The organism is Psychrobacter halotolerans, from assembly GCF_039680845.1.
Taxonomy (GTDB): Bacteria; Pseudomonadota; Gammaproteobacteria; order Pseudomonadales; family Moraxellaceae; genus Psychrobacter.
Genome location: NZ_JBDKWD010000002.1, coordinates 454,723 through 475,972 on the forward strand (window position 1 = coordinate 454,723; position 21,250 = coordinate 475,972).

Annotated in this window: 16 protein-coding genes and 3 tRNA genes; 17 read left to right on the forward strand and 2 right to left on the reverse strand. The window is 45.0% G+C overall.

What is annotated here, in order from left to right:
* Nucleotides 1–139: 139 nt before the first annotated feature.
* Entirely contained in the window at nucleotides 140–1,681 is a 1,542-nt protein-coding gene (gspE, locus tag AAJP47_RS05620; protein ID WP_346716918.1) for a type II secretion system ATPase GspE, read from the forward strand.
* 234 nt (nucleotides 1,682–1,915) lie between these two features.
* On the opposite strand, the gene AAJP47_RS05625 is transcribed toward gspE, so the two are convergent.
* Both AAJP47_RS05625 and AAJP47_RS05630 read right to left on the reverse strand, forming a co-directional pair.
* Nucleotides 1,916–2,413 carry a RidA family protein gene (locus tag AAJP47_RS05625; RefSeq protein ID WP_346716919.1) on the reverse strand — a complete coding sequence of 166 codons (498 nt, stop codon included), beginning with the start codon at nucleotides 2,411–2,413 and terminating at the stop codon, nucleotides 1,916–1,918.
* Between the two features lie 152 nt (nucleotides 2,414–2,565).
* Nucleotides 2,566–3,282 carry a DUF4442 domain-containing protein gene (locus AAJP47_RS05630; RefSeq protein ID WP_346716920.1) on the reverse strand — a complete coding sequence of 239 codons (717 nt, stop codon included), beginning with the start codon at nucleotides 3,280–3,282 and terminating at the stop codon, nucleotides 2,566–2,568.
* 528 nt (nucleotides 3,283–3,810) lie between these two features.
* Here AAJP47_RS05630 and AAJP47_RS05635 point away from each other — a divergent pair.
* The 16 genes from AAJP47_RS05635 to AAJP47_RS05710 all read left to right on the forward strand — a co-directional run bounded on the left by AAJP47_RS05635 (nucleotide 3,811) and on the right by AAJP47_RS05710 (nucleotide 21,248).
* On the forward strand, nucleotides 3,811–5,328 hold the full coding sequence (locus tag AAJP47_RS05635) for an McrB family protein (protein ID WP_346716921.1): 1,518 nt from the start codon (nucleotides 3,811–3,813) through the stop codon (nucleotides 5,326–5,328).
* 55 nt (nucleotides 5,329–5,383) lie between these two features.
* Nucleotides 5,384–6,955 (forward strand): McrC family protein, encoded by a 1,572-nt coding sequence (locus tag AAJP47_RS05640; protein ID WP_346716922.1) that lies wholly within the window; start codon nucleotides 5,384–5,386, stop codon nucleotides 6,953–6,955.
* Between the two features lie 357 nt (nucleotides 6,956–7,312).
* Nucleotides 7,313–7,389: transfer RNA gene (locus AAJP47_RS05645), tRNA-Pro, on the forward strand.
* A gap of 99 nt (nucleotides 7,390–7,488) precedes the next feature.
* A tRNA-Arg gene (locus tag AAJP47_RS05650) sits at nucleotides 7,489–7,565 on the forward strand.
* A 40-nt stretch (nucleotides 7,566–7,605) separates the two neighbouring features.
* Nucleotides 7,606–7,681 (forward strand) — tRNA-His (locus AAJP47_RS05655).
* A 523-nt stretch (nucleotides 7,682–8,204) separates the two neighbouring features.
* Nucleotides 8,205–9,143, forward strand: coding sequence for an AraC family transcriptional regulator (locus AAJP47_RS05660; protein WP_346716923.1), 939 nt, complete (start codon nucleotides 8,205–8,207; stop codon nucleotides 9,141–9,143).
* Between the two features lie 379 nt (nucleotides 9,144–9,522).
* Complete coding sequence (locus tag AAJP47_RS05665; RefSeq protein WP_346716924.1) at nucleotides 9,523–10,599, forward strand: hypothetical protein; 1,077 nt, start codon at nucleotides 9,523–9,525, stop codon at nucleotides 10,597–10,599.
* Nucleotides 10,600–10,682: 83 nt separating this feature from the next.
* Nucleotides 10,683–11,885, forward strand: coding sequence for a type II secretion system inner membrane protein GspF (gspF, locus tag AAJP47_RS05670; RefSeq protein WP_346716925.1), 1,203 nt, complete (start codon nucleotides 10,683–10,685; stop codon nucleotides 11,883–11,885).
* Between the two features lie 545 nt (nucleotides 11,886–12,430).
* Nucleotides 12,431–12,964, forward strand: a complete 534-nt coding sequence (gene gspG, locus AAJP47_RS05675) for a type II secretion system major pseudopilin GspG (protein WP_346716926.1) — start codon at nucleotides 12,431–12,433, stop codon at nucleotides 12,962–12,964.
* Nucleotides 12,965–13,218: 254 nt separating this feature from the next.
* Nucleotides 13,219–13,788, forward strand: coding sequence for a protein-disulfide reductase DsbD domain-containing protein (locus AAJP47_RS05680; RefSeq protein ID WP_346716927.1), 570 nt, complete (start codon nucleotides 13,219–13,221; stop codon nucleotides 13,786–13,788).
* A 38-nt stretch (nucleotides 13,789–13,826) separates the two neighbouring features.
* On the forward strand, nucleotides 13,827–15,944 hold the full coding sequence (gene dsbD, locus AAJP47_RS05685; RefSeq protein ID WP_346716928.1) for a protein-disulfide reductase DsbD: 2,118 nt from the start codon (nucleotides 13,827–13,829) through the stop codon (nucleotides 15,942–15,944).
* Between the two features lie 409 nt (nucleotides 15,945–16,353).
* Nucleotides 16,354–17,808, forward strand: coding sequence for a phospholipase A (locus AAJP47_RS05690; RefSeq protein ID WP_346716929.1), 1,455 nt, complete (start codon nucleotides 16,354–16,356; stop codon nucleotides 17,806–17,808).
* Between the two features lie 24 nt (nucleotides 17,809–17,832).
* Complete coding sequence (locus AAJP47_RS05695; RefSeq protein WP_346716930.1) at nucleotides 17,833–18,678, forward strand: ComF family protein; 846 nt, start codon at nucleotides 17,833–17,835, stop codon at nucleotides 18,676–18,678.
* Nucleotides 18,679–19,186: 508 nt separating this feature from the next.
* Nucleotides 19,187–19,693 (forward strand): pilus assembly FimT family protein, encoded by a 507-nt coding sequence (locus AAJP47_RS05700; RefSeq protein WP_346716931.1) that lies wholly within the window; start codon nucleotides 19,187–19,189, stop codon nucleotides 19,691–19,693.
* Entirely contained in the window at nucleotides 19,693–20,253 is a 561-nt protein-coding gene (pilV, locus tag AAJP47_RS05705) for a type IV pilus modification protein PilV (RefSeq protein ID WP_346716932.1), read from the forward strand. The genes AAJP47_RS05700 and pilV overlap by 1 nt, the downstream gene beginning before the upstream one ends.
* On the forward strand, nucleotides 20,253–21,248 hold the full coding sequence (locus AAJP47_RS05710; protein ID WP_346716933.1) for a prepilin-type N-terminal cleavage/methylation domain-containing protein: 996 nt from the start codon (nucleotides 20,253–20,255) through the stop codon (nucleotides 21,246–21,248). Before pilV ends, AAJP47_RS05710 begins: the two co-directional genes overlap by 1 nt.
* Nucleotides 21,249–21,250 lie beyond the last annotated feature (2 nt).

The following is a 21,250-nucleotide window of genomic DNA, read 5'->3' on the forward strand; positions in this document are numbered from 1 at the left end:
TTTCACACAAAATGCTATTATAACAAACTCATGCAATCTTACTTGCAACTTTTTGGTTTAGTCAGTCCGGCGACGTGCATTTACGGTGCTGTGGCACGATTTTCTTTTTGACATCACTCTTATCTATCAGGTCGTCTTTATGCTGCAACTGCCGTACAGTTTTGCGAAACGCCATCAGATTTTGGTCATACTTGCGATCGATCCTGAGCTGCCCCCAACGTTAGTACTGACCAAAGCCACGCCTTTATCCGCGATCAACGAAGCGGTGCGCTTTTTACAGCAGCAGGGCGTGCGCGCTGTGCCAACCTATGAAAGCATCAGCTCGGACGACTTTGAAAGGCGCATGAATGCTGCTTATGCGGGTAATACGGGCGAGTCGCAGCATATTGCCGCTGGCCTTGAGGATCATCCAGATCTGGATAGTTTGGCAGACAGTGTGCCTGAAACCGAAGATTTGATGGATCAACAAGATGATGCGCCTATCATCCGTCTGATTAACGCGCTGTTGTCGGAGGCGATACGTCTGAGTGCGTCAGACATTCATATCGAAACCTTTGAGAAGCGATTGGTCGTGCGCTTTCGTGTCGATGGTGAATTGAAAGAAATTATCACCCCGAAACGCCAATTGGCACCATTATTGGTATCGCGTATTAAGGTCATGGCAAAGCTAGATATCGCCGAAAAGCGGGTACCGCAAGATGGCCGTATCAGCCTGAGATTGGCAGGCCGTGAGGTCGATGTGCGGGTATCGACATTGCCCTCAAGCTTTGGCGAGCGCGTCGTGATGCGCTTGTTAGACAAACAAGCTGGTCGATTAAACATGACTTATTTGGGCTTGTCTGATAGTGATTATAGTGAGCTTAAGCGCTTGATCCATCGTCCACATGGTATTATTTTGGTGACAGGACCGACGGGTTCAGGTAAAACCACCACGCTGTATTCGGCATTGACGGACTTAAACGATCAGACCCGCAATATTTTGACGGCTGAAGATCCGATTGAGTTTCAGCTCGATGGTATTGGGCAAACGCAAGTTAACAACAAGGTTGATATGACCTTTGCCAAGAGTTTGCGCGCGATGCTGCGTCAAGATCCCGATGTGGTGATGGTGGGTGAGATTCGTGATTTGGAGACAGCCGAAATCGCGGTACAAGCGTCTTTGACAGGGCATTTGGTGCTATCAACGCTACATACCAATACCGCCATTGGTGCGGTCACGCGTTTGCAAGATATGGGTGTTGAGCCGTTTTTATTATCATCCTCACTCATTGGCGTGGTGGCGCAGCGTCTGGTTCGTACCCTTTGTACCCATTGTCATGGCTGGAAAACGGCAGACCCAGAGCAAGCCAAACTGTTTACCGAAATTGGTATTGGATTAGGTGTTGAGGCATCGAGAGGTCAAACGATTAACCTACCCAAGCCAGTCGGCTGTGATAAATGCAATCAATCAGGGTTTAGAGGACGGACCGCGATCTATGAGGTCGTGCCTATTGATGATACCTTGCGCCGGATGATTCACAGCAATATCGCGGAGTATGAGTTAGAAACATACGCGCGCGAGCAAACCCCATCGATTCGTGCCGATGGGTTACGTAAGGTGATAGAAGGACGGACGACGCTCGAGGAAGTATTACGAGTGACGAAAGAGAGCGTGCTTACGGATGAAGAAATCATTAGCTAACCCTCATTGGCCAACCATTACTGGCTAGCTGTCTTTAGCTAATAATGGTTTTTAAGGACGACTTTTTTATGGGCAGCTTTTAATAGATATCGTTGATCCACTATAAAATAAATACAGCGCTGCTGAGATAAATTTTGCGCAGCCTCTGTCTGCGAAGGCACAGCAAGCAAGAAAAATTTGTTTCAGTAGCGCGTGATAATAAACGACCTTTTTTTATTTAGGATTGACTATAAGCTATTTTACCGCCATGCATTCAACTTCCACACTCGCGCCAGCGGCCAACTCTGAAACGCCAAAGGCAGAACGTATAGGGTAGGGCTTCGCCATTTCAGCCGTATAGACTTTATTGAAGTCGTCAAAATCATCCATATCAGTGAGCATTGCCATGCATTTAACGATATCTGTCTTTTGGTAGCCGTATTTTAATAAGATGGCATTGATGTTATCTAGCGCTTGTTTGGTTTCGGCTTTGATGCCGCCCTTGGCAAGCTTGCCATTTTTAAAGCCAATCTGACCAGACAGGTATAAGGTATTGCCGACGCGCACCGCTTCTGACAAAGGATAATCACCGCCATCACCCAAAAATACAGGGCTGGATTTGGCGGTCGTAGCCGTATTCGTTGTACTCATCGCTGGCGCCGCATTGGCACTGATTGACAAGCTTAGCGCACAGGCACTTATAAGCAATGCTTTAGATAATTGGTTGCCAAAGATATGAGCAGTTTTGGACATCATTGTCTCCTTATTATAAGTGTTTTGGGTATCGCTGCCCGAAACGTGCGATAAAGCAAGTCGTACAGTGTTTTTGATTATGCCAAATCCGCTACGAGTTTGCAGCGGAATTTATGGGTCTAACGATTTGCTCAGTTTCGCGACTCGTTTTATTATTGGTCATTATTCGCTTTATCGTCAGTGTCGATGTCAGTATCAGTATCAGTATCAGTTTTGATACCCGTAGACTTGTCTTCTGTTTTACCTTGACGGCGTGCCTCTAGTTCCGATTTGGGTATCCACGCCCATGTCATCTCAACCACGATAGGATCGCGTTCACTATCAGATTCACGGTCATGAATGACGCAAGGTATCACCATCTCACCTTTTGGCGTGTTTAAAATATCTAAGCGCTGCTCATCAGATAAGCTTGAGATGGCCGCTATCTGTCCTTTTTTAATCGGACGATAAAAATTGACCGAATAAGACTTGATCAGTAGCACACGATCAGACGGCAGATTTAGCCCCAAAATAAAACCCGTCGCTGTTTCAGCAAGCAAAGTGATGGCAACCGCATGGACAGAACCGATATGGTTTTGTACAGATTTATTGTTATTTAAGCTCACGACCACTTGGTTGGGTTCGACGGTTTCATAATAAACGCCAGTGGTGCCCACGTATGGCACCACTTTGCCAAATGCCTTGGATAAGATGCTTGAGCGCGCGCTGGCAGGTAAGTACTTAGTGACAGATAACAGCTTGGTGAATTGGTTGTTGATGGGCTTGAGGGTGGTGCTTGGTTTTTCGACTGGCAATCTTGTATTGTCAGAGACTTTGGCTGGTAGTTTATCGGTCAGTTTGCTGGGCAGTTTTTTAAGTAATCCTGACATACAAAAATCCTTAAGTTGACATGGTTTGACTATTTTGGTGATTCAGTAGTGAGTACATGGCGGAGTAGATAGATAGCCGAGGCTTAGACGTTAACTAATAACTGTTACTACTAACTTTCACTAGCAGCGTTGACTAATAAGGTGCCTAGCGCCTTTAGCCGATAGCTTTATCTAATAGGGCATGATCAATGCTAATAATTTAGCATAGCCACGATCTCGCAAGCTTTATCCAAGAGGCTACTGTCGCTGTTTGCCTCAGCTTCTATGTTACCTCAACGGCTGCGCATCGACCATTATTACCATGAACTGCTGCGCCCATGAAACCCCATAACGTAATTATGTGACTGATCTACCTTACTAACACCTACGGATTTGTCAAAGATCAGCTATGGCTAGATTTATCATCGTTAGGCTTATCATGATGAGATTCGGCATTGCTAGATACTGGGCGATGAGCCACGTTATAATGAATCGATTTTAGCGTACGTCATCTATTTTTCACCTCTTTGTTTACTGCTGGATAATGCTATGCCTGACATGCCGTATCATAAGCCGATCAATATCATTTATACAGGCGTTGCTGGAACGGGTAAAACCTATAAACTGCTACAAATCGCGCAAAACTACACCGAGTATCTGCCAAAAGCAAGTCATGAGGATTTGCTTACGCAGCTGTTGCAATCGCTTAGCTGGCGTGAAGTGGTGTGCTTAATATTATTGGACTTTCAATCCAATAAGCAGGATTTGGTCAAAGTACCCGAAATTGTCAATCATGAGTTTTTTATCGCAAAAGCGGCGCAAAAAGCGCGTGAGAACCATTTGAGCAATACCGCGTGGTCTGTACTACAAATGCACAGCCCAACGGATTCAAAAACGGTGATACATAAGAATCGAGCCAGCCAAGCGTATTTTGATAAAGACCCTAGCGGCGCATGGCATTTATTGCCCCAAAGCCTCGCGCTATTAGAGGATTTAGCGCAGCAGCTGACAGAGTGGCAGCAGGCGCAGCGAGATCAGCATAAAAACCAAGAGCAACGCTTTAGCCAGCAGCGTTTTAGTATGGTCAGTTTTCATCAAGCGTATGGCTATGAAGAGTTTGTCGAGGGCATTCGTCCCGTTATGACACCCGCAAACCAAGCAAACAACGGCAACCATGGACAGACAAATAACGCGCCGTCTCAAATGAGCTATGCCATTCAAGAGGGCGCGTTTTTAAAACTCTGTCAACGCGCGGCCAATGACCCCAATCAGCGTTATGCCATACTGATTGATGAGATCAATCGTGCCAATGTCTCGCGTGTCTTTGGCGAGCTGCTAAGCCTTATTGAGACGGACAAACGGGCAGGGATGGCAAACGCTATGACGGTCAATCTGGCGTATTCTGGACGCGCCTTTAGTATGCCTGCCAATGTTGATATTTATGCCACCATGAATACCCAAGACCATTCTTTAGCGCCGTTAGATATGGCGATGCGTCGCCGTTTTCGTTTTATTGACTGTCCGCCGCAGCCTGAATTATTATCTAGTATCTATTTTGGTGCAGATGCTAATTCCACTAGTACAGCAGAAATCCTAAGTTTGGCCAAATTACTAACGGGTTTAAACACGCGTATTGCCCAAGCGTTGGGTACAGAGGCGCAGCTGGGTCATGCGTTTTTGTGGTCAATTAATACGCTTGAGCAATTGCAGGTGGCACTGATTGAACAAATCATTCCACAATTGGCGCAAGCCGCAAGTGGACAAGTTGCCGCCTTGCAATATATTTTTAAGGACGAGCAGCAGCCGATGAGTGCGCAATTTGTTCAAGACAATCAAATGTTATTGGCGAGCGTAGAGGGTGTGGACAATCAAACAGACCCTTATAGTTATGACGCAGGACAACAAGCGCATTTTTCCACACAGCATTTTTCAGGACACAATTATTCAGCACCAAGCGCCTTTATCGGTCAGGCGATGGGCACAGCAGGCTATAAAATAAATGAGGATCTTCTCAATAAGACCGGTGAATTTGCCAATCTTGCTGTCTATCAACGTTTGTATTTATAAGGAGACTTGGTGATTATCAATAACAAGGCATCCTATCAAAGCCGTCCTTACCACCATGCAAATTAGCCGTGCAGACAGGCAGACTAGCCATGTAAATAGTCATACGCCTCATACTCAGGTCAATGCGTCTCGTACTGACCTTATTACTGTCTTTGAACACCAACGTCTAACTGTTCACGATTTTGCGCGCGTCTCTGACTTTCACTGGTTGATGGCGCAAGAGTTTTCGGTATTTACCATCAAGCGCAAACAAAAGAGATGGCAGTTAAAGGTCGGACATTATATCGGCGTTATTTTATTGCCCAGCGGTATGACGCTTGAGATACTGCCAAAGCTACTTATTAGCAATGAAAACCGTCACTCGCAGCATCAGCTACAGTCTTATACGGCCACGCAAACGGTCACTATTGGAAGAACCCGCCAATGGGTACAACAGATGCTGTCCGATTTGACCAATAGCAATGACACATCTCATGGTAAGTTGCCCAATACAAAGCAATTGGGCCAAATGAGTCATCAACTTGCGCCTTCATCAATCGCCGCATTGCCACTGTCCGAGTGGCTTATCGAGCAGTTTGTGCAGCGCCTGACGCATTATCAACCGATTAAAAATTATCAATCGCAAATTCGCAACCAGTCATCGTTACAAGGCCGTTTGCTTATCAAAGAACAGCTGCGTTGCAACAGTATGCAGCCGCACAAGTTTGTGTGTGAGAGCAGTGTGTTAAATCAAAACATGCTCGGCAATCGATTGATAAAAAGTGCCTTGCTGTTATTAACGCCTCTATTCGCTCAAGTGCTTTATCCCAAGTTTATGCAGGCGTGGCAGCAAATACCTACGCTGACAGCTCATGAAAAGCAGCAACTAACATCCATCTATCAGCGCGCAAAGCGCGAACTTATGATTCAACCCCTTAGCACCCAGCAATTACAAGCCGCGCAGCAACTATTAGACTTGAGTTATTGGCTATTGCAGCAGACAAAGATACCGACAGGTCATGGTATCGATCCGCAAGATGGTTGCAAAAAAACGGTAAGCCAGCTGCGGCTATGTCTATTGATTGATATGAATCAGGCATTTGAGCAATGGGCAAGTCAGCGTATAGCGGCGACATTTACTCAAATGAGTTGCCAGTATCGACCGTTATATCAAACGCAGCGAGTGTGGCTCAGTGATGAGGCAGGGCAGGCGTGCTTGTCCATACGTCCAGATTTACTCATATATAAGGCGAGTAGTGACACTGAGTATCAAGCCTGTATCCGTGATACCTCTAGCGCTAGAGCCTCAGGTAGCTACAGCCATGTCATCGATATTAAATGGAAGCATCTGTCTCACGCGGCCGCCATCAGTGCCAGCGATGCCTATCAATTGACAAGTTACGCGCAGGCTTACCAAGCAGGGCAGGTTTGGCTCGTTTATCCGGTGCAAGATGAGGAGCGCCAGCCTGTGGCGCTTAAGCAAGCCATTTATCATAAAAGTCATAATGACAGTCATAAGGAAAACAGCCACAATAAAAACAGCCGCGATAGTGAAAATGTCGACGATGAGCCGAGTCAGGCACAGTTGTGGTTGATGCCGTTCAATGTTTTAACTGGCACCATCAATAGTGGCTTGCTTCCCACATAGAATATAAAGTCGATACAAGACATTAGGGCGTGTTGAATATTCAACCATGACACTGACAGAGGCGGCAAAAAATTTGTTGCAGCCACGCTGACGCTTTTTATAGTGATCTTATGATAGTATAATTCGCCCACGGTTATCAGGTATCAAGGTTGGTCAGACTTGTTGGCACCATGTTTTTTACACGCGATAGGTGTTTTTAGAATAATTTGGCAATTATTTTAAATTAATCAAAAATAGGTGTTGACACAATTGGCTTTTCCCCTTAATATGTGCACCTCGATAGCGAGGAACATTAACCAGTTAGCGGCATTGCCAACAACCAGTTGATTAACAAACTATCGTGATAATAGAGAATTTCGGAGTGTGGCGCAGTTTGGTAGCGCATCTGGTTTGGGACCAGAGGGTCGTAGGTTCGAATCCTATCACTCCGACCATCTATTTAAAGAGCCTTACAGGCTTTTTTTTATGTATAATAGTTTAGTTTTTTATATATTATATTTTAAACTGAATTGAATATATAAAGTCCTCTAAGAGCGCCTGTAGCTCAGCTGGATAGAGCATCTCCCTTCTAAGGAGGTGGCCGCAGGTTCGAATCCTGCCAGGCGCACCATTTAGCCTGCATATTTTGCCAGTCCTTGGCAGTAGTTATGGCGGTTGTAGCTCAGTTGGTAGAGCCCCGGGTTGTGATCTCGGTTGTCGTGGGTTCGAGTCCCATCAGTCGCCCCATTTTATTCTACAGTAAATGTTGTTAATTTCTGTACACCCTATCTGATTATAAAAACATACTATCCATAAAAATCCTTTGCCAATTTTGGCACTTTTGCGTGTCTGCACGATTCATTTCTTTGCATTAAGTATATTCATAAATATGAACTTATTGGGCATTTATTGCTCTATAAGTTTGCTAGTCTTTTGCGTGGTTTATTCTTATCATATGCCTTTTTTAAAAGCCTAAAGCTATTGTATTACCTTATCGTTTGATAATTACGCTGCTATAAGCGAGAATACATAGAGTATTAAGTATAAAAATTGTTATAGAGTGTTAATATTAACGGGTATATAAATGAGAAGCGCCGTTAAATTAAGGCAGTAGTGATTTGTTTTGGCACAATTATTACTAAAGCCAGTTTGATTGAGTCAGTTTAAAAAAATATTGAATCTATGAAGTAAGTTTGAAGTCGTAGCAGGTAGAGGTTTGATTTTTTGTAACGAGCTGCAAGCGACCTTTTTACAACTGAGGAAGTGATGGATGGACGCATTAAGTGTATTGTTGCAAAACGTGCATTTGTTTGATACCAAGTATTACCGTTTGAATTGTGCTGGAAATTGGTCTTATTCCATCGCCAGAAAAGACACGCTTTTATTTTATTTAGTCATGAGTGGTAGTTTTTGTATTGATGTCGGTAATGGTCTGCGTCAAACGCATGCTGGTGATATCATTATGATACCCAATGCTTATAAGCATGTCAGCTATGCACTGAATCATCATGGCGACGATGCCAAACCGCTCGATGAGTTACTGACCAATTGTAAAGATCACACGCTTGCTGTTGATGGTCATGATGATGGCAAATCCAATTCGTCTTTGATATTGATTGAGTGTCGGTATGACAAAGAGATGATCCGGCCTTTATTGTCTATGTTGCCGTCGATCTTACCTGAAGTTAATGACAAGTCGGGTAGGTTTGAAGTCATTGATGTTGAAATTAAGCTGTTGACCCTAGAGGCCGAGCGTGAGCGCATGGGCAAAACCGCCATTATCAATCATTGGGCAAGTATTATGATGATTGAATGCTTGCGCGTGTATATCGAAAGCTTGCCTGAGGCCACAGAAAATTGGCTAAAAGCCATGAAAGATCCTTTTTTGACCAAAGCGCTGGCAGCGATGCACGAAGCACCAAATCAAAGTTGGACCATTCATAAGCTCGCTGAAACGGCCGGCATGTCACGCTCAAGCTTTGCCCAGCGTTTCAAAGATACGGTTGGTATGCCGCCCTTGACCTATTTGATTGATTACCGGTTGCGACTGGCAGCGCGCTATTTGCGCTTGCAACAAAACAGCATTAGCCGTATTAGTGAGCTGGTCGGTTATGCCTCAGACTCCACCTTTAGTCAGGCATTCAAGCGTGTTTATGGTGTATCGCCAAAAGCGTATCGTCAACAATATCAAAAACAAAACATTGCTTAATGCCATCAGCTTGTTGGTGAAACTTATGGTCTAAAGTCATGATCTGAAGGTGTTGGTTAAAGGTATTGGCTAAAAATCCTGTTGAAACATATTATCTACAAGCCTCGTGTGTCAAAAGCGGTCATTATTATCAAAAGCGTTAAGTCAGCTGTGTCTTAGCGCTTTTTTTAACGGCGTAATATGACGATTTGAGAACGGTTTTTATCTGGTCTGGTAAAGGGTATTTTGATGAGGTACGGCTGACAATGGGCTTGTGTTCAGGTACTATGGAGGACTGAGTCGTCTAGGCGCGCGCGTTTTTTAGCGCCCTATATCTTCTGATGTGATAGTTGTATAGTATGGCCTAGAAGATGTTTATTTCTGCTGCTGATGATATGTTATGACTGAACCGACTGCAAAGACAACTGCCAACCCCAATAACCAAAAGGGCTCTACGTCGTCTGCCAAAAACCAAAGCAATACCACTGATAATACTGCCAACGCGGAAAATAAGGACAGCCAACGACTTTTAGATAAGTCACAAAAAGAGGCTGTGCCTGAAAGTCCTAACAAAGCGGCGTTATTGGCGTTGTTTGTGTTGCCAGATAGCGAAGAGGCGGCGTCTAAAGATGGATCTAAAGAAAGTGAGAAACTCACGGCATCTGATACCTCATCTGCGGCCTTGAGTGAGAGCAGTATTGCCAAACAGCGAGTGGCGCTTTATCACGCGCAGCACGAGCGTACTCGGCTACTGTATGTGGCCTCTGCGGATATTCGGCCCACCTATTTGGTGCAAACCCTAAAGTCTCAGTTTGTAGAACATCAACAGTATTTACTGGCCCAGCAGCTTGATAAGCGCGGCTTGATGGATACGGATGGGCTTGAACGGTTATGGCAGCAGCTGCATGTGGTTGATGACATCATTGCAGATATTGTCCGCCATATGCCCGCACAGCAACCAGCAGGTTGGCAGCTTACCACTCAAGATGGCCGCAATCCGCTTTGCTTTGCCACTGTCGGTAAGCTAAAAAATGGCAAACCCATTCGCGATCAAGGTAGTCTAAACAGCTATGTGCTCGGTCACTTTGGCGTGAGTAGCTTTACCTATGATCGTGGTTATTATATCGGTCATGTGGTTGGGTATTTATTCAGTTGCTATTTTTGCGCCCATCTATCGATCAGCTATGGCGTCACCGCCCTTGGTGAGCAAGTGGTCGCAGATTATGAGTATGCCAGTCTCGAAACCCCGCATATGGTGAGATTGCTACAGGGTTTGGATACTTACTGCAAAAAACGCATTTATCAGTTGGCGGTTATCTGCGCCCGCTTGAGTGTGTTTGCGAGTGACAAGCGTATCGAAAGGATGCTGATAGCAGAGGTCAATGATTTTGATAAAAAACTGCAACAGCAGCATCTAGATGTTTTATTATTACAAGGGTTAATGCCTGACAGTAGTGATTCTACGCCACTTTTTTAAACGCTTTGTACGCAAAATAAAGACGCTTTTTAAGCAGGGGCTTCACCCCGCCTACCTTTGATCACCTTAGGATATTTGCTGCTATGCCTGCTTATCATTTCAAAGCACTTGACGATCGCGGCGGTGTCCAAAAAGGCCTGCTCGAAGGGGACTCGGCGCGGCAAATACGGCAGCAGCTGCGCGAAAAGCACTGGACGCCAGTTGAGGTCAATGCGGTTAGTGACCGCCAAAGCCAGCATAAAAGCCGCTATAAAAAACCATCGGCTTATGAGCTGGCATTGCTGACGCGTCAGCTGTCTGTATTACTGGCGGCTGGTATTCCGCTCGAAGAAACCTTGGCCGCCGTCGCCAAACAATCACCGAAAACTCATATCAAGTCCTTGATGCTTGCTGTGCGCTCGCACGTCTTAGAAGGGTTGAGCTTGGCGCGCGCGTTGCAGCAAGCCACCAGTTTTCCGCCCCTGTATATCGCAACGATTGCGGCGGGTGAAAAATCAGGTCACTTGGATCTGATTCTCAATCAGTTGGCTGATTACACCGAAAACCGTTTTGCCTTACAAAAGAAAATCCAAGGCGCGATGGTTTATCCCATTGTGCTCATGGTGATGGCAGTTGGGGTAATCATGGGCTTGATGAGCTTTGTTGTGCCCAAAATCGTCAAAGTATTTGAGCAATCAGAGCAAGCGTTGCCGCTGATTACCCAAATCGTTCTTAGCTTGTCGAACCTCATTACGCAGTGGTGGTGGCTCATGCTATTGGTATTGGGAGGCATGGCGTTTTTGTTCTATCGTTTCGCGCAGACCAAAGCAGGCAAATTGACCATCGATAGTGTGGTGCTCAAACTGCCCATCTTGGCACGACTGTCCAAAGGACTCAATGCGGCGCGTTTCGCCAGTACGCTTGCCATATTGGTGCGCTCAGGAGTGCCATTGATTGAGGCTTTACATATTGGCGCAGCAGTGACGACCAACTTGCATATTCAGCAAACCATCATCATCGCTGCTGATCGAGTGACCGAGGGTTCAAGCTTGTCCAGCCAGCTTGAGAAATCGACCTATTTTCCACCCATGATGGTACAAATGATAAAAAGTGGTGAGAATTCAGGGGAGCTGGAAAACATGCTTAGCCGTGCTGCCAATATGCAAGAAGCGGAAGCCACCAATTTTATTAGCACCTTGCTGTCATTGCTTGAACCTTTGATGCTGGTGTTTATGGGCGTCGTGGTAATGATTATTGTGATGGCAGTGATGCTTCCGATTGTCAACATGAACGACTTGGCAGGCTAGCGAGTGATTAGTTTAAACGTTAGGTTCGTTGATTGATTTTCACGCCCTAAGATCATTATAAAAAAGTCAGCATGACTGGGATAAATTTTTGTCACTCCTGTCAGCAACAACGCAGCCAGCAAGAAAAACTTGTACCAGTCGCAAATTATAATGTTGTGTATCGATTTTATTGAATGTCGACTCTATTCTTTCCTTCTTTTATTACCTCAATCTTGCTAAATACTCAGTTAGCTTTCTTAAGATTTACTTACTGTAGTAGATTTTTGATTACCATGCTTTTTTTCTAGGGCGACACTCATTATCAGGCTATAGTAAGTAACCGTCATTCAGTGGCTCTTATTTATTATTAATTATCAATGACTTTCGATGACTTTTGATAATAGTTCGCTTTGTTCATACTCAGTAATAACAATCTATTGGCAGTGCTGGATAAAAGTAAAATCATGGTTTATAGTAAGAATCGTTTCAATACTCATGATGACGACGCTAAAGAAAGCGACTTGGACGCCACTTTTACTATTTAGACAACCGTGATGACAAAAGCTATGACTGATACAATTCAAGTAAACACGATGCCAAAAAGCGCTGTAAATCATGTCACGCTTCAGGCACAGAATGTGAACAACGTTAAACCATCTGCTATATGCGCTAGATCGAAAGGCCGCTTTACTCAATCAGGTTTTACCCTGATTGAAATTATGGTGGTCATTGTGATTTTGGCCATTCTGGCGGGTTTGGTCGTACCAAAAGTAGTGGGACAAAGTGATAAAGCGCGTGTTAAAACCACGGAAACGGCGCTGGCAACTGTGTCAAATGCACTAGATATGTACAAGGTTGATAATTCGCGCTATCCAACCACAGCGCAAGGTCTTGAGGCACTTACGACGCCGCCTGCTGATGCCAAAAACTATCCTGATGGTGGTTATATCAAAGGCGGTTATCCAACAGATGGTTGGGAAAACGAGATGCAATATGTGTCGCCAGGAAGTGAGGGTCGACCTTACGATTTATTTTCGTTAGGTGCAGATGGACAGCAGGGCGGTGAGGGTCAAGACACTGATATTTATGCTCAGTTATAAGGCGATAGGGCGATAAGCGCTCGCCTATTACCATACTTCTACCTGTTGCCACACTTCTAATTGCCCACTTCTAATAATCATGACCTATCAACCAATAATGCATTATTGGTTGATATTTTTTGTCACTTCACAACGTCATTGTCACAGCAAATATATTCTTACATGATCCACTCTGACATCGATACCAATACCATTGCTAGAAAAGTCGGGTCTTTACCGTTTTTATCGTAAGCAGCCATCAAAGGTCGTCTATTATGTCAATCCATACGTTAATACCAAAATCTGTCAGCACAAACAAAAGCGTTTCTAAAAAACCTACGCCACTTGCGTTAGTCCTCTTAAGTACCTCGTTGGTAGTGGGTATGTCAATGGTGACGGTGAGCGCTCAGGCTGCTGGCTTGAATGAGCTGTTTGGCAAAAACAATGCCGCGCAATCGAAATTTTTGCCAGTGGAGGAAGCTTTTCAGGTCAATACCATGACCAAAGCGACGTCTAAAGGGACGCGCTTATCGATCATGTTTGACATTACGCCTGGTCACTACGTGTATAAAAATCAGCTGACCCTGCGTTTCCCCAAAGGGGTGAGTGCCAGTCCCTTGACTTTTAGTGAGTCGCCCGTATTTATCAATGATCCAACCTTTGGCAAAGTGCCTGTATTTACGCAAAGAAGCATGACAGCCACCACGGTGCTGACCACCAATAATGGTAAGGGCGCAAAAAATGCACCAGTTATTATTGGCTGGCAAGGCTGTGCCAAAGCAGGGCTATGTTATCCACCAGAAAAAATCAAAACCACGGTTGATATTGCTGTCGCCCGCAAATAGACAGTTCGTCGCCATTCGTCACCAACAGGTAGTCACTTATGTCCAATCAGCTAGAAAAAACAGCAGCGCGAACGGCAAAACGTGCTTCCAAACCGTCTTATCTATTGACGTTGGCGTTTGCCAGTAGCACGTTACTCACAGGAGTAGTCGCTACTGGACTTGGCGGCCTATCTACGACAACGCAAGCGGCAGGGTTGGGCGACTTATTTGGTGACACGCAAGGCGGCACGCAGTCTGCGTTTTTACCAGTCGACGAAGCGTTTCAGGTCAGTACTAGCAGTCAGGCAGCCAAGACTGGTACGCGTTTGGCCATTAATTTTGATATTACTCCTCAGCATTATGTCTATAAAGATAAGATTAAGCTTACCTTACCCGCTGGCGTAACAGCCGCGCCTTTTACTTTTAGTCAGTCGCCTGTCTCAATCGATGACCCAACCTTTGGGCAAGTACCAGTATTTGACCAAGCCAACCTGGTTGCCACCACTATTTTGACCAATAATAGCGGTAAACGTTTGGACAATGCGGCTGTGGTTATTGGTTGGCAAGGCTGCGCCAAAGCAGGGCTATGTTATCCGCCAGAGAAGATTAAAACCACGGTCAATATCGCTGCCACAAACGCAGCAATTGCTGAACCGATAGCGGCAAATGCTGGAGCGACAACAGCGACATCTGATCTAACAGATACGGACAATACGGACAGTCTTGAGGCTGACGCTGATCTTCAGGCAGAGGACGACGTTGTTGATTATGCGTTAATCGATGATGAGGCGTTAGAAGGTGAGCTGACGGCGACCAATACGATTTCGGGCGCGGGTAGTGATGATAGCGAGATAACCAGCAGCACCGCGACCAACAACGCGGTAATGACCACTCAAAATGCCGTCGATAGCGACCCCTTTGGTTTGGCGTCCCATCCTTGGCTGGCATTGGTATTGTTATTTTTGGCAGGTTTGGGCTTGGCGCTAACGCCTTGCGTATTGCCGATGCTGCCGATCGTTGCCAATATCGTGGCGCGGGAAGAAAATCCAACGGTCAAACGCGGCGTTACCTTAACCACCAGCTATGCCATCGGTGTGGCCATCGCTTATGGTATTTTGGGTGCGCTTATTGCCGTATTTGGTGAGTCATTAGGCATTATTGGTTGGCTACAAAACCCTATTATCCTTATCAGCTTTGCTATCGTTTTTGTGCTATTGGCATTGTATATGCTAGGGGTATTTAGCATTCGCTTACCACGCGCCCTTAGTAATAAGATGCAAGGCTTGAGTCAGGCAGGCGATAGCAAACTTGGGAGTACGGGCGGCAGTTTGATTGCAGGGTTTTTGTCGGCCTTGGTGGTATCGCCTTGTGTCTCAGCACCATTATTTGGGGCGCTGTTGGCCGTATCGACGATTGGAAGTCCACTGCTGGGTTTTGCTGCTTTATTTATGCTGGGTTTTGGCCTATCGGCACCGCTCATCTTAATCGGGGCAACCCAAGGCAAAATCATGCCAAAAGCGGGCGAGTGGATGAATTGGGTCAAGTTAGGTTTTGCCTTACTGCTCTTTGCCGTTGCGCTATTATTGATCGAGCGGGTATTTATTTCACCCGTCATGCTCATCGTTTGGGCATTGTGGTTTATGGTCGTTGCGACGTGGGCATGGAGCTGGTTGGGTAAGGGTCGTATGCTGACCCAAGCACTAAGTTTGATTGCGGGTATTTGGGGTGTGTGTTTGATAGTAGGAGCGGCATTAGGAAATGATGACAGCTTACATCCGTTAGCGTCACTTAGTGCAGCCCCAATGATGCAATCAACCACGGGTCAACCAGTTGCCAATAGTGCCGCAGATGAGCACATCAAAACACTTGCTGAGCTTGATACCATCGTCGCGGCTAATCCCAATGTCATTGTTGATTTGACAGCAGATTGGTGTGTTGAATGTCGTATTATGGATAAAAACCTCTTCCATAATCGTCCGGCGCAGATGCAAGATTGGCAATTAGTAAAGCTTGATATTACAGACACAACCGCCGATTCTAAAGCGATCTTAGCGCGTTATAAATTGTTTGGGCCACCTGCTTTGCTCTATTATCAAAATGGTCAGTTGGTGCAGCAACAAGTCGGTGAAATCGCGCGCTCGGACTTTGAGCAGACGCTGACAACACTCAATAATTAATAGCGGCCAAAATCATCCGGCATTTGTAAAATCTTTTAGGCGATAAAAAAGCCAACCGACTGTTATATCAGTGTGTTGGCTTTTTTGATGTCATTTCATATGCCCTAAACGCTCATTAAACCAAAATAAAAGTAGCGCCTACGCTCCTAGTGCTCTACTAGCGACCATTTTTCTTATGTAATCGACCCTCATTTTTGCTTATTTACATTGGTATTGCGTAACGATAACGCTAGTATAGTGACACTCTTTTCACTACAATAAAGCAACAATGTCGAAGGAGTATTACTTGTTGTAATCGCTTCCTTTTATGTCCAACTGTCTTTGATTATATTTAGCAATATTCTCCATGGACATACCTATTATCTCATCTATTCTACTGACCTCCATGTTAGTCAGATAAAGGACACTTATGTTTTCCCACCTCACTCCCCGGCATCAGTCTATGCATTTTAATAAAACCCCTCATTCTCGCTTACTTCAAACCAATAAACAGTATCTGACCGTCGCTGTTGGCGTCGCACTCAGCTGTTTTACCGTCCAAGTACAGGCTGCTAGCACTGAGCAAACCTACAATGAGTTGCCAGCAGCAGAAGCGGCGTTTGAATATGAAGATTATGACTCATCACAAATGGCTGATCAGCCATCAGTGAATACGGCAGCGACAGCTCCAGTAGAACAAAGTCGTAAAGTGGTTAGCAAAGCGTTTATTGCGCAACAAGCCAAGTTGTTTTTTGATTGTACGCAAGTTCAAGCGAGTGCAGCACGTTTGGCGTGCTTTGATAAAGTTGCCGAGGAAGGTCGGACACCAAGCTATGTCACGACCAAACAGCCAGTCGATTTGGCAAAGACGTTTAAAACAACGATTTCGGGTAATCCTCAAGTTGTTTTTAGTGAAGAAAATACCACAGTTACGGGCGTAGATAATACAGCGACGGATCTAACTGCCTATGAGCCTGTAACTGATGGCTTGGACACTGTGGGACTGACACAAAAAGAAGCTGAAGCTTTAGAAAACGCGGGCGTTAGTCAAACTGATATTGAAAAGTATACGCCACTTAGCTTGTCCTATGATCTTGATCAAAACAGTGAGCGCGGTACATGGACGGTTCGTCCATATCGTCCCACTTATATATTGCCACTGTTTTATACCTTTGATCCAAATTTAGGCCCAAGTACGCCATCACAACCGGTAGAGCCTTATACCTCTAACGATGTGCGCAATACTGAATTAAAATTTCAGTTGTCTTTAAAGAGTAAAGTTGCGGAAGATTTATTCGATACCAGTGCCGATTTGTGGTTTGGTTATACTCAAGAATCGCACTGGCAGGTTTTTAACGAAGACAACTCACGACCGTTTCGCGCCACCGATTATCAGCCTGAGATATTCCTAACACAGCCAGTCACCGCCGACTTGCCTTTTGGCGGGCGTCTACGGATGCTTGGCGCAGGTGCCATTCACCACTCTAACGGTCAAGATGATCCATTATCACGCTCATGGAATCGTGCTTATCTGATGGCAGGAGCTGAGTGGGGTAAGTTATCAGTGATACCGCGTCTGTGGACTCGAGTGAGCAATGAAAAAGCTGATGAGGATGACAATCCAGATATCGAAGATTTCATGGGTTATGGCGATGTCAAATTCTTATATGACTTAGCCAATCAGCAAAGTATCAGCGGTACTCTGCGCTACAATCCGGGCACCAATAAAGGCGCCGCTCAGATCGATTATGTGTATCCACTCACCAAAAACGTCAATGGTTTTGTTCAGCTATTCCAAGGTTATGGCGAATCTCTCATAGATTATAATCATGAAAACACCTCCATTGGCTTTGGTATCGTGCTCAATGACTGGAAAGGTTTTTAATCATATCACCACTTAGAGCCAGGGATGCATCGTTTTACGCCTTATCAAACAGGATTATGGCTGGCAGCGTATATCGATATACGCTGCCAGCTTTGCCGTGTCTACCGCAGTATGCCGCAAGCTCAGCTCTTACGCGCTTCTTCGTTGCAAGGAGTCGTTGGGGGTAGCAGCGATGATGCCAAAAACACCAATTTTTTACCAAATCGGCAGTCATCGGTTGCCAGTCTACGTCAAAAAATCGAACACCGCTTTCACAGCGGGCTGCTTTGCGAGCAGTGTCATCACAGTATCGCTTGGTTGCCAAAACCGTTTGACGTAGATATAGCGGCTGGCATGAGCCTACCCATACAAGCCGCCACTTATTACGATTATCCAATACGGCAAGCCATCCGATCATTCAAACATCATGAAAACATGACTAGGTTGCCCTTGTTGCTACACACCTTACGTCAACTGCCGCGACCTCATGGCTGTCATCAAAACAATAGTGTGATTGTCGCTATGCCAACGACCGAGCAACGACTGGTAAAGCGTGGCTTTGATCCGGTCGTTGTCTTGGCCGAGCAATTGTCTAAGCACTGGCAAATACCGCTGTGGCAAGGCGTTGAGCGTATTGATAATACAGTCAGTCAGCAAGGATTGACGCGCGCTGAACGCTTAAGTAATTTGGACAATGCTTTTGCTTTGACAGAAAAACCGCCCGTTAAGCGTCTGTTATTATTTGATGATGTCGCGACCACGGGGGCGAGCTTGCAAGCATTGGGGCGGTCATTATGCGAGCAAACGACAAGTTCGACAAGCGAGCCATCTCATACCACGATTTATCCTCAGATTCGTGCTTATGCATTAGCTCATGGTAGTCAATCTTGACGCCATTTTAGGTTTTCTATAACCACTATTTTATTGCTAATACATGGTCTTAACGTTATATTATAAATATCAAATATATCAATCTGTTATCTACAATCTGTTATCTATTAGTGACAAGATTTTCGTCTTATTCGATAACGCTCACTATAGTAAGGTCGTTATAAAAAAGAGTTAGCGTTGCTGGGATAAATTTTTTGCCGCCTCTGTCAGTAACGCCGCAGCCAGCCAGAAAATTTTGTACCAGCTACGTATTATAAGGTCGTGTATCGATTTTATTGAGTATCGACTCTATCGATACGAAGAGCATGAGAAAATGTATATTATTCATGCAATTACTGATATCTAGGCTAGAACCTATTTCCTAGATATTATGGAATAAAAATTGCATAGTATCTATGAGATATATAAAGGTAACGGGCTAAGCGATAAAAAAGTAAGCTCACTATGACCTTTTTTAAATAAGCATGGGTATTAGACAGACAATGGCAGTTATGAATAGGAATCTGATGTGAACGCATGTGCGAATAATTTATCACTCAAGCGACAAAATACCAGCTCAGGATTTACTCTGATCGAGCTGATGGTAACGATTGCGGTGCTTGCCATTATTGTCAGTATTGCCGCGCCCAATATTAGTACGCAATTGGCCAATCAGCGGGTCAAGTCGACGGCTGCCACGTTTGCTAATGCGTTAAAAGAAGCGAAAGTTGAAAGCGTTATTCGCCGTCAGAATGTTGAGGTTATATATAATGCCAACGCTACACCCAAAACATTAACGTTACGAGCCAATAGTAACAATATAGCTATCTATAATATCAATAGTAAAAGCAGCGTTACTCCAACCATTAACCCGTCTAGTGTTACTAGTATTGTCTTCCGACCTGATAAAACAATAGCTAATGGTGCAACAGTACTCTATACCGTCTGCGATAGTGGTTCTAATTCTGAAACAGCTAGACAAGTGAGTCTTAGTCGTATTGGTAATGTTGATACTAAGAACGCTGGGAGATGTTGATGAAGATTAAAGCCACACAAGCTGGTGTAGGACTAATAGAAGTAATGGTCGCATTGCTATTGCTTGCGGTGGCTGTTTTAGGCTTTAGCGCCATGCAGATGACCGCTATAAAAGCGACTGATGAAAGTCTGATGCGTACTCGCTCTTTAACAATTATGAGAGGGGGCGCGGAAGCGATACGTACCAATCCTACTGGTATCCCTGCTTTTAAAACTGCAATAAATGGAACTACAGATTTTGTAAATATTGGTGGAAAAGCCATTACAAAAGACAGCTGCGTGCAAAATACCAATGAAGCACCTACGGCAGCGGCAAGTTGTACGATTAATCAGCTGGCAACGCGTGATGGATTGCTGCTGAAGTCGTATGCTACGACCAATGATATCAACATGGGGATGGTGCCTAATGGCTGTCCAGGCACAGCGAATCGACGTCAGTGTTTTGTCGCAAGCTGGGGCGATACGACAGTTGCGCTAAACGATAGCGCACCAAAAGCTTGTGCCAATGCAGATGGTACTTATAAAAATGGCGCAGAGTGCTTTATTATGGAGGCGTACTGATGTCATCTAATCAACCATATAAACACAGAAATGTTCAAGCAGGTTTTACGCTCATAGAGCTTATGATTTCTTTAGTGCTCGGTTTGATTGTGTCTGCCGCCGTCATTCAAGTTTATTTAATCAACGTCAAGACGAGTAGTATTCAAGCGAGTGGTGGCGAGTTGCAGGATGCCAGTGTTTTTGGCTTACAACAGTTAGAGAGAAAAGTACGCTTAGCCAATCTTGGTAATCCAAGCCCACAAATTGATAGCACCACAGTTAACGGAGGCATTGTATTAACAGGCTTGAATATCGGTGTGCCAGATGTACCCACTCCTTATCCTAATACAGGTTACTTGACGAGACGGGCAGGCGACACTGCAGGTGGCTCAAATGGCTGGTCAGGTATATCAAACATAACGGATGTGCCTAGCGATCAGCTAACCATTCAATATACCAATATCACAGGTAGCCCAATACGAGACTGTGAAGGTGCCGAAGCCGCGGTGAACACTATTATTATCGAGCGTTATTTTTTACGTCGAGCAACAGACGATACCAGTACTGGTGCAATCAAAAATTTGGTATTGGCTTGTGATGCAGGACGTGTCAATAAGTCTGGTGGCATAGACAATACGATGGCAGGCACAGATTCACGCCAGTTTGGTCGGGCCGGTCAAGAGCTGATTGTCAATGCTGATCAGTTTAAAGTCCTACTAGGTGTACAGTACACCAGAGGGGCCAGTATAGGACAAACCATGTATTTACCAAGTAGTGCTTATCTTGCTATTGCTACTGACAAACCCGCCATCACTGCTGTGAAGATGGGATTGATTGTTCATGGTACGACACCTGTCTTAAGCAGTGAGGATCAAACTTCATTCACGCTACTAGGTCAGAGCAATGTATTAAAAACCGATACCAGTCGTAGCAAACAGGTGCGTACGAGTTATGAGACCACCACCTTACTGCGTAACGCCCGTGTGGTAAGCGTAAGTACTAGCTTATCACCTTAAGT

What these genes read in the sequence shown, in the direction of transcription:
- AAJP47_RS05695 (WP_346716930.1), top strand. Translation starts at nt 17,833, where the DNA reads ATGCATCGTTTTACGCCTTATCAAACAGGATTATGGCTGGCAGCGTAT.
- dsbD (WP_346716928.1), top strand. Translation starts at nt 13,827, where the DNA reads ATGTCCAATCAGCTAGAAAAAACAGCAGCGCGAACGGCAAAACGTGCT.
- pilV (WP_346716932.1), top strand. Translation starts at nt 19,693, where the DNA reads ATGAAGATTAAAGCCACACAAGCTGGTGTAGGACTAATAGAAGTAATG.
- AAJP47_RS05660 (WP_346716923.1), top strand. Translation starts at nt 8,205, where the DNA reads ATGGACGCATTAAGTGTATTGTTGCAAAACGTGCATTTGTTTGATACC.
- AAJP47_RS05680 (WP_346716927.1), top strand. Translation starts at nt 13,219, where the DNA reads ATGTCAATCCATACGTTAATACCAAAATCTGTCAGCACAAACAAAAGC.
- AAJP47_RS05635 (WP_346716921.1), top strand. Translation starts at nt 3,811, where the DNA reads ATGCCTGACATGCCGTATCATAAGCCGATCAATATCATTTATACAGGC.
- gspF (WP_346716925.1), top strand. Translation starts at nt 10,683, where the DNA reads ATGCCTGCTTATCATTTCAAAGCACTTGACGATCGCGGCGGTGTCCAA.
- AAJP47_RS05690 (WP_346716929.1), top strand. Translation starts at nt 16,354, where the DNA reads ATGTTTTCCCACCTCACTCCCCGGCATCAGTCTATGCATTTTAATAAA.
- AAJP47_RS05630 (WP_346716920.1), bottom strand. Translation starts at nt 3,282, where the DNA reads ATGTCAGGATTACTTAAAAAACTGCCCAGCAAACTGACCGATAAACTA.
- AAJP47_RS05625 (WP_346716919.1), bottom strand. Translation starts at nt 2,413, where the DNA reads ATGTCCAAAACTGCTCATATCTTTGGCAACCAATTATCTAAAGCATTG.
- AAJP47_RS05710 (WP_346716933.1), top strand. Translation starts at nt 20,253, where the DNA reads ATGTCATCTAATCAACCATATAAACACAGAAATGTTCAAGCAGGTTTT.
- AAJP47_RS05665 (WP_346716924.1), top strand. Translation starts at nt 9,523, where the DNA reads ATGACTGAACCGACTGCAAAGACAACTGCCAACCCCAATAACCAAAAG.
- gspG (WP_346716926.1), top strand. Translation starts at nt 12,431, where the DNA reads ATGACTGATACAATTCAAGTAAACACGATGCCAAAAAGCGCTGTAAAT.
- AAJP47_RS05640 (WP_346716922.1), top strand. Translation starts at nt 5,384, where the DNA reads ATGCAAATTAGCCGTGCAGACAGGCAGACTAGCCATGTAAATAGTCAT.
- gspE (WP_346716918.1), top strand. Translation starts at nt 140, where the DNA reads ATGCTGCAACTGCCGTACAGTTTTGCGAAACGCCATCAGATTTTGGTC.